This window comes from Pseudomonas sp. T1.Ur (assembly GCF_023516725.1).
Classification (GTDB): Bacteria; Pseudomonadota; Gammaproteobacteria; order Pseudomonadales; family Pseudomonadaceae; genus Aquipseudomonas; species Aquipseudomonas alvandae.
The window spans coordinates 5,248,920-5,263,847 of sequence record NZ_JAMGSN010000001.1; the positions used below are offsets into that span (position 1 = coordinate 5,248,920).

General features: G+C 58.4%; 13 protein-coding genes. 7 read left to right on the forward strand and 6 right to left on the reverse strand.

What is annotated here, in order from left to right; translation table 11 throughout:
• The first annotated feature begins 17 nt into the window (after window positions 1-17).
• The 3 genes from M8Q45_RS23205 (at window position 18) to M8Q45_RS23215 (ending at window position 4,018) form a co-directional block, all read left to right on the forward strand.
• Window positions 18-974, forward strand: coding sequence for a LysR family transcriptional regulator (locus tag M8Q45_RS23205; protein ID WP_349654642.1), 957 nt, complete (start codon window positions 18-20; stop codon window positions 972-974).
• Between the two features lie 177 nt (window positions 975-1,151).
• Window positions 1,152-2,759: a methyl-accepting chemotaxis protein gene (locus tag M8Q45_RS23210; protein ID WP_249876544.1), complete on the forward strand. Its 1,608-nt coding sequence runs from the start codon at window positions 1,152-1,154 to the stop codon at window positions 2,757-2,759.
• A 101-nt stretch (window positions 2,760-2,860) separates the two neighbouring features.
• Window positions 2,861-4,018, forward strand: a complete 1,158-nt coding sequence (locus tag M8Q45_RS23215) for an AAA family ATPase (RefSeq protein WP_249876545.1) — start codon at window positions 2,861-2,863, stop codon at window positions 4,016-4,018.
• An 84-nt stretch (window positions 4,019-4,102) separates the two neighbouring features.
• Here M8Q45_RS23215 and M8Q45_RS23220 read toward each other — a convergent pair whose 3' ends face one another.
• Both M8Q45_RS23220 and M8Q45_RS23225 read right to left on the reverse strand, forming a co-directional pair.
• Window positions 4,103-4,780: an RES family NAD+ phosphorylase gene (locus M8Q45_RS23220; RefSeq protein WP_249876546.1), complete on the reverse strand. Its 678-nt coding sequence runs from the start codon at window positions 4,778-4,780 to the stop codon at window positions 4,103-4,105.
• Window positions 4,780-5,190: an MbcA/ParS/Xre antitoxin family protein gene (locus tag M8Q45_RS23225; protein WP_198797068.1), complete on the reverse strand. Its 411-nt coding sequence runs from the start codon at window positions 5,188-5,190 to the stop codon at window positions 4,780-4,782. Before M8Q45_RS23225 ends, M8Q45_RS23220 begins: the two co-directional genes overlap by 1 nt.
• A gap of 325 nt (window positions 5,191-5,515) precedes the next feature.
• Between M8Q45_RS23225 and M8Q45_RS23230 the strand changes: the two genes are divergently transcribed.
• Entirely contained in the window at window positions 5,516-6,439 is a 924-nt protein-coding gene (locus M8Q45_RS23230) for a LysR family transcriptional regulator (protein WP_249876547.1), read from the forward strand.
• On the opposite strand, the gene M8Q45_RS23235 is transcribed toward M8Q45_RS23230, so the two are convergent.
• The 4 genes from M8Q45_RS23235 to M8Q45_RS23250 all read right to left on the reverse strand — a co-directional run bounded on the left by M8Q45_RS23235 (window position 6,356) and on the right by M8Q45_RS23250 (window position 8,559).
• Window positions 6,356-6,673 carry an AzlD domain-containing protein gene (locus M8Q45_RS23235; protein WP_249876548.1) on the reverse strand — a complete coding sequence of 106 codons (318 nt, stop codon included), beginning with the start codon at window positions 6,671-6,673 and terminating at the stop codon, window positions 6,356-6,358. The two genes, M8Q45_RS23230 and M8Q45_RS23235, sit on opposite strands and share 84 nt — an antisense overlap.
• The gene (locus M8Q45_RS23240; protein WP_249876549.1) at window positions 6,652-7,365 is read right to left on the reverse strand and encodes an AzlC family ABC transporter permease; all 714 of its coding nucleotides are present in this window, start codon (window positions 7,363-7,365) and stop codon (window positions 6,652-6,654) included. Before M8Q45_RS23240 ends, M8Q45_RS23235 begins: the two co-directional genes overlap by 22 nt.
• Window positions 7,362-7,739, reverse strand: coding sequence for a GNAT family N-acetyltransferase (locus M8Q45_RS23245; protein WP_030141512.1), 378 nt, complete (start codon window positions 7,737-7,739; stop codon window positions 7,362-7,364). The genes M8Q45_RS23240 and M8Q45_RS23245 overlap by 4 nt, the downstream gene beginning before the upstream one ends.
• Window positions 7,740-7,812: 73 nt before the next feature.
• Window positions 7,813-8,559, reverse strand: coding sequence for a 2OG-Fe dioxygenase family protein (locus M8Q45_RS23250; RefSeq protein WP_249876550.1), 747 nt, complete (start codon window positions 8,557-8,559; stop codon window positions 7,813-7,815).
• Between the two features lie 390 nt (window positions 8,560-8,949).
• On the opposite strand from M8Q45_RS23250, the gene M8Q45_RS23255 reads away from it, so the two are divergent.
• The 3 genes from M8Q45_RS23255 to M8Q45_RS23265 are packed head-to-tail and all read left to right on the forward strand — an operon-like array spanning window position 8,950 to window position 14,920.
• Window positions 8,950-9,696 carry a DUF4123 domain-containing protein gene (locus tag M8Q45_RS23255; RefSeq protein WP_249876551.1) on the forward strand — a complete coding sequence of 249 codons (747 nt, stop codon included), beginning with the start codon at window positions 8,950-8,952 and terminating at the stop codon, window positions 9,694-9,696.
• Window positions 9,696-14,411: an RHS repeat-associated core domain-containing protein gene (locus M8Q45_RS23260; RefSeq protein ID WP_249876552.1), complete on the forward strand. Its 4,716-nt coding sequence runs from the start codon at window positions 9,696-9,698 to the stop codon at window positions 14,409-14,411. Before M8Q45_RS23255 ends, M8Q45_RS23260 begins: the two co-directional genes overlap by 1 nt.
• Window positions 14,408-14,920, forward strand: a complete 513-nt coding sequence (locus M8Q45_RS23265; RefSeq protein WP_249876553.1) for a DUF2247 family protein — start codon at window positions 14,408-14,410, stop codon at window positions 14,918-14,920. Before M8Q45_RS23260 ends, M8Q45_RS23265 begins: the two co-directional genes overlap by 4 nt.
• Window positions 14,921-14,928: the final 8 nt, after the last annotated feature.

Sequence of the window (14,928 nt, forward strand, 5' to 3'; positions counted from 1 at the left end):
GTCGCTTTACTAATGCCATGAGGGAACAAATAGGGTTGGACCGCCTGACCGGTCTTATTGCCTTTGCCCGCGCCGCCTCTTTGGGCAGCTATACCGCTGCGGCGCGCGATTTGTCGGTGTCGCCATCAGCCATCAGCAAGAGCGTGCAACGGCTGGAGCAGCATTTCGGGCTGAGTCTGTTCAGCCGCACCACCCGCTCGCTGACCCTGACCGTGGAAGGCCGGGACCTGTACGAACGGGCGCTGCGGATTCTGCGGGAGGTGGAAGACATCGAGCAGGCCGCCGTGGCCTCGCGCGCGGAACCCTCCGGCACTTTGAAAGTGACAGCGCCACCGCCTATCGGGCTGAACATTTTGGCGCCGGCGATTCCCCGTTTCCGCGAGCGTTATCCCAAGCTCGCCATCGACCTGCGCTTGGGCGATCAGTTTGCCGATATCGTCGAGCAAGGCATCGATGTGGCCGTGCGCGTGGGCAACCTGGCTGACTCGCGGCTTATCTCTCGCACGCTGGGACCGCATCGAATTTGCGCTTTTGCCTCGCCAGCCTATCTGGCCAAACGCGGCACGCCGCTGGAGCTGAGCGACCTGGCCAACCATGATTGCGTGAATTTTCGCTATCAGAGCTCGGGGCAAGCGCTGCGCTGGCCATTCAGCGTGGGGGACCGATTGGTGGAAATCACGCCCGATGCTCCCATCGTCATCGACGCCAGCGATGCGGTGGCTGCGGTGCTCGCCGCGGGCGGTGGCATTGGCATTTCACCCACTTATGTCGCGGCGCCCTATGTTGCCCGGGGAGAGCTGACGCCGCTGTTTCCACAATTTGCCGTCGATCGCTCCTCCATTACGGCGTTGTGGCCGGAAAGTCGCCGGGGAAGTCCGAACGTCAAGGCGTTCGTGGGTTTCCTGAACGAGCTGTTTCCCACCCCTACCGCGTGGGACGAGATCGTCGCGAAGGGCTCTGTGAATCCACTCTAGACTGTTTGCTTGCGGAAAAGGATTGCTTCGCAGTCCGGCGGGCGCAAGCTCCCTCGCCACAGCCTCATCTAATCATGCTCCCCGCCGATAGCCTCAAATATGAGCCCGGACTGTCCCAAGGCTCTGCTGGCGCTCGACTACACTTGCCCAGACATCCCGCTCCAGGAGCAGTTAGCGATGAAGATCCGCACCAAGGTCATAGGCTCGGGGTTGGTCAGTCTTTCTTTTGCGCTGCTGCTTGGCGGAATCGGGTTGTGGGGTTATCACTCCATGACCGAGGCCCTGGTGCAGAACGAGACCAGTATTTCGGCCATGCGCAAGCACATGGAGGCGGACATGATGCACGACGCCATTCGCGCCGATGTGCTGGCCGCCCTGTTGGTGACACCGGGAGATGTCCAGGCGGGAAAAGAAGTGCTGGAAGGGTTCGATGAGCATACCCAGCGGATGCGCAAGGTCATCGCCGAGAATGCCGAAGCGAAGTTGCCGGGGGATGTCGCCAAGGCGATTGGCGAGCTCAAGCCCCAAGTCGAAACTTACATCGACAAAGCCAAGCAAATCATTGGCAAGGCGTTGGGCGGCGCCCAGGATGCCCATGCGCTGCGGGCAGAGTTCGACGGCGCGTTTTCAGCATTGGAAGAACGCAACGAGGCGGTCAGCGAGCTGATCGAAAACCAGGCGCAGTCATCCCGCGAGCATCAGGACAGTAGCATTCAAACCTCGGAACGCTGGCTGATCGTGACCTTGCTGGCGACCTGTGTCGCCCTGGCGCTGTTGTCGTGGAGCCTGCTCAAGGCCGTGCTCACGCCGCTGAATAAAATCATCCTCAATACCCAGGCCATTTCCCAAGGGGATTTGCAGCGTTCCATGGGCGCTCAAAGCAAGGATGAGCTGGGTCAATTGCAGGGCGTCATCGAACGGATGCAGAGCAACCTACGGCAGATGATCGCCACGATCCGCAGCCAGAGCGATGAATTGCACGGCACATCCCGGAATTTGGGCGATACAGCCCGGCAGATTGTGTCCAGCGCCGATCAGCAGGCGCAGAGCGCGACCAGCATGGCGGCGAGCATGGAGCAAATGATGGCGAACATCGGCCAGATCCATCAGCACGCCGACAGTGCCCGGACGATTTCGGCGCAGTCCGAGCATTTGGCGAGCAGTGGCGGCCAGGTGATTCTCGGGGTGGTCGAAGGCATGAACCGGATCGCCGAGGTGGTCAACCAATCGTCCAGCAAGATCACCGCGCTGGATGCGTCGTCCGAAGACATTCATTCCATCATCCAGGTGATCAAGAGCATCGCCGAACAAACCAATTTACTGGCGCTTAACGCTGCCATCGAGGCCGCCCGCGCCGGCGAGGCGGGGCGTGGTTTTGCGGTGGTGGCCGACGAAGTCCGCAACCTGGCGGCGCGCACGACGCAGTCCACCCAGGAAATCACTGCGATGATCGAACGCATCCAGTCCAGCGCCCGGGACGCGGTGGCGAACATGCAGGCCTGCGTCAGCCGCGTGGACGAAGGCGTCAACCTGGCCCAGCAGGCCGGGGTGTCCATCAGCGAAATCCGCACCGGGGCCCGACATGCCGCCGAGGTGGTGGAGGAAATTTCCCAGACCATTGCCGAGCAATCCAAAGCCAGTGACGAGATGGCCCAGCGGGTGGAGTCGATTGCCGAGCAGTCCCGCGAGAACACCCGTTCGATTCACAACCTGACGCAAACGGCGGATCAGTTGAACGACGCGGCGGGTTCGATGCAGGCTTCGGTGCAGCAGTTCAAGATTTGATCAAACGGGGCTGCACTGACTCGCTTCCAACTTCCGCAAAATCTTATGCTAAATTATGGCTCAGCAATAATTATGGCTAATCCATAAAACGGGATAATTGCATGAGCAGCATTTTCCAGCGCCCTGAACTGGCTGAAAGCATGGCCAACCAGCTTCTAAGTCCAGGCGTACTTGACGAAGGTTTGCGTTCAGGTCTGTTTCTGTCCGGGCTGCGCAGAACCGGAAAAACGACTTTTTTGCGAAGTGACCTGATCCCAGCCCTGGAAAAAGAGGGTGCGCTGGTCATTTATGTGGATCTCTGGAGCGATACCCTCGCCAATCCGGCCACCTTATTGCACGATGCCATTCGTAAAACGCTGCAGGAACTACAAACACCTGCCTCTGGCCTGCTTGAAAAACTCAGGCGCGTCGGCGGCGTCGATATCGGTGCAGCAGGATTCAAGTTCGGGTTCAAACTTGAAGGCGTGGGCAATGTTGGAGGCACGACGCTCGCGCAAGCGTTCGCCGAAATTGTCGATCAAGCCAGGACAGACTTGGTGCTTATCGTCGATGAGGTACAACACGCCATCGCCACTGAAGACGGCAACCAGATGTTGCTCGCGCTGAAAGCCGCGCGTGACGCCATCAACCCTCGTCCCAATACCCCTGGCTACTTTCTGTTTATCGGCACCGGCTCTCACCGCGCACAGGTCAGCGAACTCACAGCAAAACGTAACCAGGCTTTTTCCGGCGCTACCTCTACGGCGTATCCCGTCTTGAAGGGCGATTATGTCGAATATCTGTTGAACCGCCTGGCAATGACTGTCAGCCCGCATAAACTGCCGTCGCTTGAAGTCGCAACGGAAGCTTTCAATACACTTGGCAACCGTCCGGAAGAAATGCTCAAGGCCCTTAGGCAAGTCTTGCAACAAGAGGGTAATCCGGACCTGTTCTTGCCCGTCATCGCCAGTACGCTGCGTTCCGCCGCGGCCAATATAGAGCTCGAGAAGGTTGAGCAATTGGGCAGCCTGGCTCAAGCCATCTTCAATAAAATCGCCTCGACAGCGGGGGATGCTCGCGGCATTTTTTCCGCTGACGCGGCAGCAGAATATTCAAAAGCCGTGGGTCGGGATGTTCGTATTGAAGAAATTCAACCCGTGGTAATTGCCTTGATGGCTGAAAATATCATCATGCGTCGCGGGCATGGGATTTACGCGATTACAGATCCGTTCGTTCAGGAAACATGGTTGGAAGAACAAGCGCTGATCGCGGCAAGTTGACACACAACCGGGGCTGCTACGCAGCCCAGCGGGAGCAAGCTCCCTCGCCACGGGTTATTCCGTCCTTGGGAAACGGCGTCGCACTCAAACCTGGCTCACCTCGAACACAAACGAAATCTCCCGCTTCTGAGCGCTCCAGACATACCGGATATGCTTGCCCTGCACCGGGATCGACACCGCCGGCGGGCGGAATGCAGCGACGCATTCGTGGCCAGGCAGGCGGACGCTGTTGTACAGCAGCCCCCAGGACAGGGTTTCACGCAGCTGGCGGGCGAATACTTGCGATGGGCCGTAGGCGCCAGGGTCCGGGTTGTGCAGGTGTGGATAATCGTGGCGGATGTCGTGCAGGGGTTTGACGACTTGGTTGACGTAGGTGCGCATCGTCAATTCCAGATCCGGTTCGTTGGTAGCCCCCAGGAACCGGGCCTGGTGATAACACGTCTCGGCAATCGCGGCTTCCTGGCTGCTGGCGGCGTAATAGACGCCGAAGGTGCCATCACTGAAGCGGCTGCTTTTGCCGATGTGAGTAAATGCCGCCATCACCGGTGAGGAGCCCGGCCCGGAGACGCGGTCTTCGGGACGCACCCGGGAGAGCACGCCGGCTTCTTCCATGAGCCGGTCGTTGGTCAATGCTTCCAGGGCATAGGCTGTGGGCAAGTCTTCAGGATCGAGCACATCTTCGAACAACGTGATCGGCGGAAAACTACTGTTGACGATCCGATAGGCCCGTTTCCATTGCGGGTCCGCCAAAGGTGGCGTCATTAGCCGCGCACTCCATCGAGGTATCGCCGCACATCGGCGATGTCTACTACCCGCCCTGCGAGCATGTAGGACAATGCCGACTGGCCATTGAACGGCGCAGCGGTGTTAGGACTGCTGATCCACTGATACGCACGGTCCCGGCTGTTGCTGAAGATGATGCTCAACGCTTTGTGTATTCCCATGAGATAGGAAATACGCTCGAGGGTGTCTCGCGGCAGCCTTACGTTATCGGGTAACTGTTTGTACTTGTAGAAGGTCGTGTTTCCTACTTTGCCCAACAACGTGCGCTGCTGCTCGACGCTGCAACCCCACAGCTCCATGAGGTTGAAGAAAAACTTCAACGCGACTCGACCCGCATCCGGGGAATCCAATTGTTGCTGTGCGTTGAGGCTGACCGAGGAAATCGCCATGAGTCTTGGCTCCCTTGTTGCTGACTGTTGCCTAGAGAGTAGTACACATATGGATAAAATTTAAGTTTTAATTCGCAAGCGGACAAATAAAAAACCAGTAACGACTCATTCATCTCGGCGTGATTGTTTTGATAAGACCGACCTGCAAGCCAAACCAGCAAAAACCTGAAATCCCACATAAGCTCCAGTTATCGGCTGCCGGCGCTTTTCGCTACAAAACCGCGACAACCGTGGCAAGGTGCTTGATGATAGCCACCATCGCACCGCCAGGCCCGGGCCGGGTGCACAACAATAGCGAGCCCACTTGAGCAGAGGGCATTACCTCATGGATAGCAGAACCTTACGTAACCTCATGCGCATCGTTCAGACCGGTTCGTTGTCGGCGGCGGCGGAGCAGTCGTGCCTGACGGTGCAGGCATTGGCGGCGCAGTTGAACAAGGTCGAGGAGCAGTTCGGGTTCAGATTGTTCCGGCGCTCGAACAAAGGCCTGACGTTGACCAGTCAAGGCTCGGAACTGACGCCGTTCATGGACCAGGTCCTTGCGGCCACTCGGCAATTGGAAGAGAAAGTCACGGCGCTCAAGACGCCCAGGCAACGCAGCCTGAAAGTGGCGCTCAATACCACCCTGCCTGGCGAGTTCAACCGACGGATGATCGATCGCCTGATCGCGGTCTTTCCCCATTACCAATTGGAATTCAGCTACGCCGAATCGATGGAGAACCTGAGCAAACTCAAGAACGAAGACTTTGACCTGGCGATCCTGATCGGACAACAGAGCGGTTTTTCCAGCATCCCGATGCCGGATGTACAGGTGCGAGTGGTCGGCGCCCACTGTGGTGACAAAGACGACTCCCTTGGGCTGCTGGGCGACAAATTCCAGGTGCGCCCTGCGCAAGAGTGTCCGTATTCCCACAGCTTTCTTCGCTTTCTCGACGCGGGTCTCGGCGAGTACGGGCCAAGCCAGCGAATGGTTTATTCCTGCAGCGAAACGCTGACGCTGTCGTTGATCACCCAGCTCGATGGGTTGGGGCTTGTGTCCCGCGACGCGGCGCTGCGCAACGGTCTGGCGATTTTCCCGGACTTCGAGGATTTCCTTGAAGTCCGCCTGGCGGTGAACAATCCCGAACTGTCCGACCAGGCGTTGCACGACGTGGTCGACCTGACGCTACAGGAACGAGCCGAGCGCGATATACGACGCCGTCCCCACCGCTACGCTGAGAAACAGGTTGCGGCTGAAATACGCACATAGCAGGGTCGGAATCGCGGCATAGAACTCGGGGCGGTCGAGCTGGATATGCTGATCCTTGATCAGCAACGGCGTCAGGCTGATCGCGGCGACGATCGCCACCGGCAGATATTCCAGCGCACGGGCGACGAAGGGTGGCCAGTTTTCGGTATTGACCTGCAGCGGCAGGGCCCGTGGCAGGAAGGTCACGGCCATCATCAGCGCAACGGCCAGGATCAGGAACGTTTGGTCAGGCATACGCCTACCCCGCAGCCAACGAACGTGGCGATGAATACATTGAACGGCGAACTGCCCACCAGGCTCAGCGCACCCATGCAGATGACGGCCGCCAGCGCCGCGATCAGCTTGTTGCGCGTGTTGCACAACGAGACCAGTACATAAAGCATCATGGCAGTCAGGGCATAGTCGAGCTGATATTTGATCAGGTGCGCCGCGTATTGGGCACAGATGGCACCCAGCAAGCCGCCGAGCACCCAGGACGTATGGCAAAACAGGTTGAAACCGATCAGATACCGCACGCTGACCGGCGCACCGCTGCCTAGCTTGACGCTGTGAAAGGCGAACGACTCGTCCGTGAGCCCCACCGCATAGCACCAGCGCTCGAAACGACTAAGCCCCAGCGCACGCAATGCCTTGGCCATGTAGACCGACATCAGCATGTGACGGGCGTTGATCAGGAACGTGGTCAACACGATGGTGGTCAACGACGCGCCGCTGGAAATCAACGCCAGTGCCGCGAATTGCGAGGCGCCGGCGTAGACGAACAGGCACATCGCGACCGGGAGCCACAAGGGCAACCCGGCGTTGACCGCCATCAGACCGAACACAAACGAAACCGTGAAATAACCTGCTACTACCGGACTGGCTTCAGCAAAGGTTCGTGAGGCTTGTGGTTCGACCGCCAGCGGCTGGCTGGAAGTCTTGTTCATAAATCCCTCTCGAAAGTGATTTCACCCCGGGGCTCGCAGAACCCTTGGGCAGCCCAGAAACGCTTGCCGGCCAGATTGCTTTCGTCGACGAACAGGAACATGCGCAGCACGCCTACCCGTTTCATGTCGGCCGACGCCGCTTCCACCAGGCGTTGCCCGAGGCCTTGGGTACGATGCCTGGGGCTGACGGCCAAGTGGTTGATCGTCCCACGCGTGCCGAGCATACCGCCGATCACCGCACCCACGACCTCACCCTGGGCATCGAAGGCCATGTAGGCGGTCGTGGTTTCCTGCAACAACACCCCACGCAAGAACCGGGCATCCTGCCACTCGCAGAATGACACTTCGTCAAAACCGCGAAAGAACTGCTCCAGTCGTTCGGCATCCCTGACCATGGCCCGGCGCAACAGCACTTGTTGCACCGAATCATCCAAGGGCTCGAGCTGCTCAGCGAACAATGTCGAAAGCGGTCCCGGGCCGCGAAAACGAAATCGCCAGAATCTGCCTGAACGCCATTTCATGACTATGGACGTTGCGGGCAGGGGTCACATAATGGCGCATGTCGCGGTCGAGGAAGAATGTCGTATCGAGGATATCCTCGTAAGTGGTTGCCGCCAGTTGCTCTTCCTGAGCGCTGTACAGGCGACTTTCCGCGCCCGCCACATTTTGACGTCCCCAGAAGTGCACGCCACTGAACGGGTAGCCATCGCAATGAATGCCTTCAGGGGTGATTTCCAATTGCTTGCCCGGCTTGATCTCGATGCGGATCTGATGGATCTGGCACTGCCAGACTTCATCGTGCAACTCCTGCGGCAGGACGTTCTTGTACACCTCGAAGTCCGTGTCGATGAGGCTGCGCATCACTGGCGAGTTGATCACTTCATTGGAAAAATCCTGGAAGTGCCGCTCCAATCCGCCGACATAGCTGTTGTTGGCCTTGGACTGGACGTAGGCCCGGTGTTCGAGCTGCTTGAGTTCACGGGTCGCGGGGTTGTATTCGAAGTCGCTGTAGCGGCGAAAACGCATGCCTGACTCGGCCTGGCCGTAATAACTGTCGGGCTCCATGTTCTCCCAGCTTTTGGTCAGCCGGACAAAGTCGCCGAAATGACCGTAGAGATTGAAGTCTCCACCGCGGACGTTGACGTATTTGTCTCGTCGTAGCGCTTCGCCCACTTCCCTGTTCAGAACGATCATTTTTCAAAGGTCTCCACTGCATTGAGCGGACTAATCTAGTAGGTGCAGGATTTGCGTCCATGAGAAAGTATTTGAAGCATTTCAAGCCGCACTTGAAACGGTACAAAAAGTTTCGTCAGTACGACTTTTTTGCACGGAAAGGTGCGTTTGCGACGTCATTTTTGCAGCGAGCGACAGTGAATTCCGTTTTTGCCCTCACTACGCAAGAAGTGACGCAGCACTGCGCAATTTGCTAGGCGTTTTCGCCCCGCGCGATTTGCCTTAAAACATCCAAAAACCGCTTCAGCCCGGCTGTTCACGGGCGTTCACAAAACCTGGCTCATTCCTTGATAGATGTGCGGCCCTCACCGGGGCAATCCCCGGCCTCGCACCTTCGGCAAGGAGAGCCCAATGGCCACCCCGACGTTCATTCCACTCGACCCCAGGACATGGCTGGCGCAACAGCCATTGCAGGAAAACGAGCACCTTTATCTGATCATCAGTGCGGCGAGCGAGGCCGATGCGCTGCAAGCCCTTCGCACCTCGGTCCCGCTCCATCCATTGCGACCCATCTGGAGCGACACCCCCTACGCCACCTGGCAAGCCGTGATGCCCTACGTGACCGAACTCGAGCCCGGCTCGGCATTCCTGTCCTGGATTGCCGAAACCGACAGCCTCGACTGGGGCTGGCTGGCCGTTTCCCGGTGTGATCCAGAAGAGGTGTTGGCGCACCTGCGCAGCCTCACGCAAGTGAAGATGCCGGACGGCAGCGAGGTCTTTTTCCGGTTCTGGGATGGGCGCTTCATCCATCCGATCCTCGAACACCTCGGTGAAGCCGCCGGGGATATGTTGCCGGTGTTTGAGCGTTATTTGATCAACGGTAAATGTTTGGAAGTCCCTGCGAGGAAGGTTCCGGCGGCCAAGGACTGGCCCTGGTGGGAGGTGCCGAAGGAGCTGTCGGACGCACTGGCGGAGCAGACCCCCTCGGCACGGGTGGACGGCCTGATGCAGTGGCTTGAAGAGGAGCGCCCGGATCTTTATAGCGCTTGGCCCACGGACAATCTGAGGTTGAAAGTCAGCCGCTGCGTACGCCGTGCAAAGGTTTCGGAAGCGCTGCAGGCAACCCTGCTGAGCGAACTGATCCTGGAGCAATGTTGATGTCCGCAGCGGATCATATTGCGTTCGTCGATGAGGAACTTGCGACATTCAAAGACAGTTTGAAGCGCTATCAAGAGCAGACCCAAGCCTGGTATTCGCAGCGGGCCGATGACTTCAGCCGACTTCATGACCTGCCTTCGCTCATGAGCATGGAGCGCATCATCAAGGTCGGCGACAGCCAAAAAACGGTGGCCGTGAGTGACGGCGATTTCAACTCGAATGTAGCGAGGTGTCCGCTGAAGGGGCCGTTGCTGATCGAGAGCAAATTCGAGTCGGTCTACGACATTCCGATCGGCGATATCGACGTTGAAATCATCGATGTGGACAGTGGGTCCACCAGCAAAATCAGGCTCGACGCCCAGGGAAAGGCCAGCTGGACCGACGGTGTACCCGGCAAGTACTACCAGATACGCGTGCACAGCAACGTCACGCCTGCCCAGATCGACGCGTTGTTCAGCACTTATGACGGGCTGACGGGCGAGCTGGAAAAATTCCTGCGCAACAAATGGGAAGGCCCGGCGGGGCACAGGCAGCAATGGTCGAGCCTGTCTTTGTCCGGCACAGCCCTGGCGGTGGGCAGCGGCATACTCGAAGGCGGCTGGGAAGCCATCAAAGGGGTGTGGGGCGGCATCAGCCTGGCGCTGGAAATGCTGCAAAACCCGGCGAAGTTCATGGATGAATTGGGCGAAGGGGCCGATCGCCTCATAGAAGTCGCCAGGCAAACACCCGAGGTCATGAAAAAGGCCATGCTGCTGGCCAGCGATGAGGCTGCGCTCTTCCTGATGATGTGCTGTGCGCTGATCTGGTTGGCAAGCCTGCCACCGATGCAAACGGCCGGCGATACGGCAAGGATGACCACCGCTGCGGTCATGGGAATCGTGATCGACATCGTGCTGGCAATTGTCCTGACCGTGGTTGCCGAGGGTACCGGGGTCATCTATCTCGCAGCACGGTTGAAGAAATATGGGGAAATCATCCTCAAGGCGGTGATCGGTTTCGTAGAGTCAGTGTTTGCCATCATCGACGGCTTCATGGGGTACGTGGCCAAGTACATTCCGATTGCGGTGCGGGGCACGGCGGCGCCCATGAAGAAAGGCGCGGTCGAGCTGCGCATCGATGGCAAGAGAAACGCCAGGATTGCCGCTGGCAAGACGGTCGACGATGCTTCGAAGCAGGCGACGACGCCGACCGGCAAGAGCGCCGAGCCCGCCGCCCGTACCTGCACCGACAAATGCCCGGTCTCGATGGTGACCGGCGAAGAGTTGTTGACACTCAACGATGGCCAACTTGATGGCCTGCTGCCGTTCGAGTGGACTCGCCTGTATCGGACCAGCGCGGCGGAAATCGATTGCGGCCTGGGTTACGGCTGGAGCCACGCACTGGCCCATCGGCTTGAAATCAATGCTGAAGAAGTCGTTTGGATCGATCGCGAAAATCGATCCATCCCCTTCCCGCGCCCGACCAAGCAGCGTCCAGCGATTACCAACAGTCTGTCCCGTGCGGCTATTTACCTGGGCGACGTGCCCAATGAGCTGATCGTGGCTCAAGCAGGCCAACGGCCCTCGTTCTATCACTTTCATCTGCACAAGAATGGCGCGAGCTTGGTTGCCATCAGCGACAGCTATGGCAATCGACTGCGCGTTACGCGCGACGTGCTTGGGCAGATCAAACGCCTGGACAACGGCGCCGGGCGCGGGCTGCTCCTACGCTACAACGGCAGTCGCATCGTCGCGGTCGATTACCAACAACTTAATGCGCGGAACATGCTGGAGCGGTGCTGGACGACCGTCCAGACACTGGTCACCTACCACTATGACGCCCAGCATCGTCTGGTCGAGGCGACCAACGCCAGCGGTGAGACGGAGCGTTATCGGTACGACGAGCAACACGTCATCATCGAACGACAGCTGGCCGGTGGCGCCAGTTTTTTCTGGGAATGGGAGAACCAGGGAAAGCAGGCCCGTTGCGTTCGTCACTGGGCCAGTTTCTCGCAAATGCACGCCCGTTATACCTGGGACGACAAGGGCAGCGTCACCGTTACCCATGGCGACGGCAGTGAAGAGGTCTACACCCACGATGAGAAGGCCCGGCTCATCAGCAAGACCGATCCGGACGGCGCGCAGCATCGCAAGGCCTATAACGAAAAAGGCCAGCTGATCGCAGAAAAAGATCCGCTGGGCGCCGTGACCGAATACCGCTACGACGAGGACGGTTTGCTGACAGCCGTCATCCCGCCGGAAGACGAAGCGGTCGTCTATGAACACATCAACGGCTTCGTGAGCGATGTACATCGCGGCAAAGCCAGCTGGAAATACCGCCGCAATCGGCAGGGCGACATAACCCGGCAGATCGATCCTGACGGAAACATCACGTACTACCACTACAGCGACCAAGGGCGCCTGAGGCTCATCAGCCACCCCGACGGTAGCGCTCACTCATTAGCTTGGAACAACCTCGGTCAACTGGTTGAAGAATGCCTGCCCGACGGCAGTCAGCTTCTATACACCTACGACGCGCTTGGCAGGCAGGCCAGTCGCCAGGACGAACACGGCGCTATCACCCATTACCAATGGGACGCCGTGGGCCGCTTGCTGCAAACCACCTTGCCCACCGGCGCGACCCGCGCCTGGCGCTACAACGCCTACGGCAAGGTCATCGCCGAGCGGGACGAACTGGGCCGCACCACCCGCTACGAATACGCCGACGACCTGCACCTGATCAGCCGCCGCCTCAACCCCGACGGCAGCGAACTGAAGTACCGCTACGACTCGGCGCGGCTGTTGCTGACGGACATCGAGAACGAATCCGGCGAACACTATCGGCTGGACTACACGCCCAACGGACTGATCCGACAGGAAACCGGCTTCGACGGCCAGCGCACCGGTTATGCCTACGACCTCAACGGTCACCTGCTGGAAAAAACCGAGTTCGGCGCCGATGGCAGCCAACTGATCACCGCCTATCAGCGCGACAGTGCCGGCCGTCTATTGCGCAAGACCTTGCCGGATGGCGCCACTGTCGATTACCGCTACGACGCCCTCGGCCGCTTGGTCAGCGTCGACGACGGCCATTGGCCGCTGGCCTACGAGTACGACGCCCAAGACCGCCTCGTCGCCGAACACCAGGGCTGGGCGACCCTGCGTTATCGCTACGACAGCGTTGGTCGCCTGATCCACTGTCGCCTGCCCGACCGCAGCACCCTCGACTACCGCCACGCCCGCGGCGGTGCGCTGATCGCCATCGACCTCAACGGCACCTGCCTGACCGAACACCGTTTCAAGGGCGGCCGCGAAACCCAACGCCAGCAAGGCCTGCTGCTCAGCGACTACCGCTACGACGAACAAGGCCGGCTCAAGGCCCAGACCGTCTGGCAAACCCAGCAGCACCAACTGTTCTGGCGCGATTACTCCTACAGCGCCAACGGCAACCTCGCCGCGCTTTCTGACAAGCGAAACCGCCGCCGCTACCAGTACGACGCACAAGATCGCCTGCTCCGCATCGACTTTGCCCACACCCAAGGCCCGGAACGCTTCGCCCACGACCCGGCCGGCAACCTCTTGCTGCAAGACCGCCCCGGCCCGACCACCCTCAAGGGCAACCGCCTGCTCATGGAGGGCGACCGCCACTACGACTACGACGCCTACGGCAACCTCATCCGCGAACGCCGCGGCAAGGCCCATTGCCTGGTGACGCACTACCGCTACGACAGCCAACACCGCCTCATCGGCGTCACCAGCCCGGACGGCAGCGAAACGTCCTACCGCTACGACGCCTTCGGCCGACGCATCGAAAAGACCGTGGCCGGCCAGACCACGGAATTTATCTGGCAAGGCGACCAAGTCATCGCCGAAAGCAGCGATAGCCACTACCAAAGCTACGTCTACGAACCCGGCACCTTCCGCCCCCTGGCGCTGCTCGAAGGCGAAGGCCCACAAAACGCCACGCCATTCCACTACCACAACGATCACCTCGGCACGCCCCAGGAACTGACCAGCCACCAAGGCGAAATCGTCTGGAGCGCACGCTACAACGGCTACGGCAAACTCACCGAACTGCGGCACGGTGAGGGCAAGCGCGTTGAACAACCGCTGCGCTTCCAGGGCCAATACCACGACCGGGAAAGCGGCCTGCACTACAACCGGCACCGGTACTACAATCCGGAGACGGGGCGGTATTTGACGCTGGATCCGAGCAAGCTCAGGGGTGGGCTCAATGGGTATCGGTACACCCTGAACCCGACGGGGTGGGTGGATCCGTTGGGGTTGAATGGGTGTCCAGGTGATGCCCCCGCATTAGCCGAAACAACATCAAGTCCTTCCTCCGAAGTAGTTGTAAATGACGGTACGCCGCCGCTTCCGAGGCCACAGGAAAACACAGCACATAACGTGGCGCTTTTTGAGCGCCAGCGTGCCACATATGCAGAAAACGAGATAAAAACCGCAAAACATATAGGCAGCGCTACGAAAGATGATCCGATGCATAGGGCTCCGAATTATGTGATTGACCAAATATCAGAAAATGGAAGAGTATTTCCGCTTCGAGGCGGTGACGGATCAAACAATACGTTAACTCAAATGCCTGGAACGATGAATGACAGAGCTGGAATTTTTGAATGGATTGTGAACTCTAAGCTAGAGCTAACCCACCAGAGATTTATTCCAGACGGAAGGATAACTGGAACTCCTAATCAAGTCCCATCACGGCTACCCAAATGACCCCACTATTACTTGACGGCCATTACATTTTTAAAAAAACTCCATGGCTGAGCTGGAGCGAACTCCTATTTGGTCTTGAGCGTGGCTATATAAATGGAAAAGGAGTAATAGACTACATCTGTGATGCGTTAACAACCGATGCGCCTATCGAGGCATTTGAAATCGCATCACTTGAACCACACCAACAACATTTAGTTCACGACCTGCTCAGAACACTTAGGGATCAAGACTGTCGGTCAGACCTAGACAGTACTGAACCCTGGCTATTTTTGTTGCTTTACTCCGTTCTTGAAAACAAAGACGAATACAAAGACCCACTAGAGATAGTAGAAGAATTGTATTCTGATTTTGATTATCCAGAAAAAATCGCATCCATTGTAAGATATATGCCGCCACCTGACGGAACAGGGGGATCAGAGGAATTGCTATTCAAAAACTGGAAAAGCATCCTATCAAACTATGAAAAAATTTTTGAAAGCCGTGACAGAGTTCCTACAAAAAAACAATAGCTCAACAA

Excerpts from the sequence above, each read along its gene's own strand:
- M8Q45_RS23205 (WP_349654642.1), top strand. The coding sequence starts at position 18 with ATGAGGGAACAAATAGGGTTGGACCGCCTGACCGGTCTTATTGCCTTT.
- M8Q45_RS23240 (WP_249876549.1), bottom strand. The coding sequence starts at position 7,365 with ATGAACAAGACTTCCAGCCAGCCGCTGGCGGTCGAACCACAAGCCTCA.
- M8Q45_RS23260 (WP_249876552.1), top strand. The coding sequence starts at position 9,696 with ATGTCCGCAGCGGATCATATTGCGTTCGTCGATGAGGAACTTGCGACA.
- M8Q45_RS23225 (WP_198797068.1), bottom strand. The coding sequence starts at position 5,190 with ATGGCGATTTCCTCGGTCAGCCTCAACGCACAGCAACAATTGGATTCC.
- M8Q45_RS23265 (WP_249876553.1), top strand. The coding sequence starts at position 14,408 with ATGACCCCACTATTACTTGACGGCCATTACATTTTTAAAAAAACTCCA.
- M8Q45_RS23250 (WP_249876550.1), bottom strand. The coding sequence starts at position 8,559 with ATGATCGTTCTGAACAGGGAAGTGGGCGAAGCGCTACGACGAGACAAA.
- M8Q45_RS23215 (WP_249876545.1), top strand. The coding sequence starts at position 2,861 with ATGAGCAGCATTTTCCAGCGCCCTGAACTGGCTGAAAGCATGGCCAAC.
- M8Q45_RS23230 (WP_249876547.1), top strand. The coding sequence starts at position 5,516 with ATGGATAGCAGAACCTTACGTAACCTCATGCGCATCGTTCAGACCGGT.
- M8Q45_RS23255 (WP_249876551.1), top strand. The coding sequence starts at position 8,950 with ATGGCCACCCCGACGTTCATTCCACTCGACCCCAGGACATGGCTGGCG.
- M8Q45_RS23210 (WP_249876544.1), top strand. The coding sequence starts at position 1,152 with ATGAAGATCCGCACCAAGGTCATAGGCTCGGGGTTGGTCAGTCTTTCT.
- M8Q45_RS23235 (WP_249876548.1), bottom strand. The coding sequence starts at position 6,673 with ATGCCTGACCAAACGTTCCTGATCCTGGCCGTTGCGCTGATGATGGCC.
- M8Q45_RS23220 (WP_249876546.1), bottom strand. The coding sequence starts at position 4,780 with ATGACGCCACCTTTGGCGGACCCGCAATGGAAACGGGCCTATCGGATC.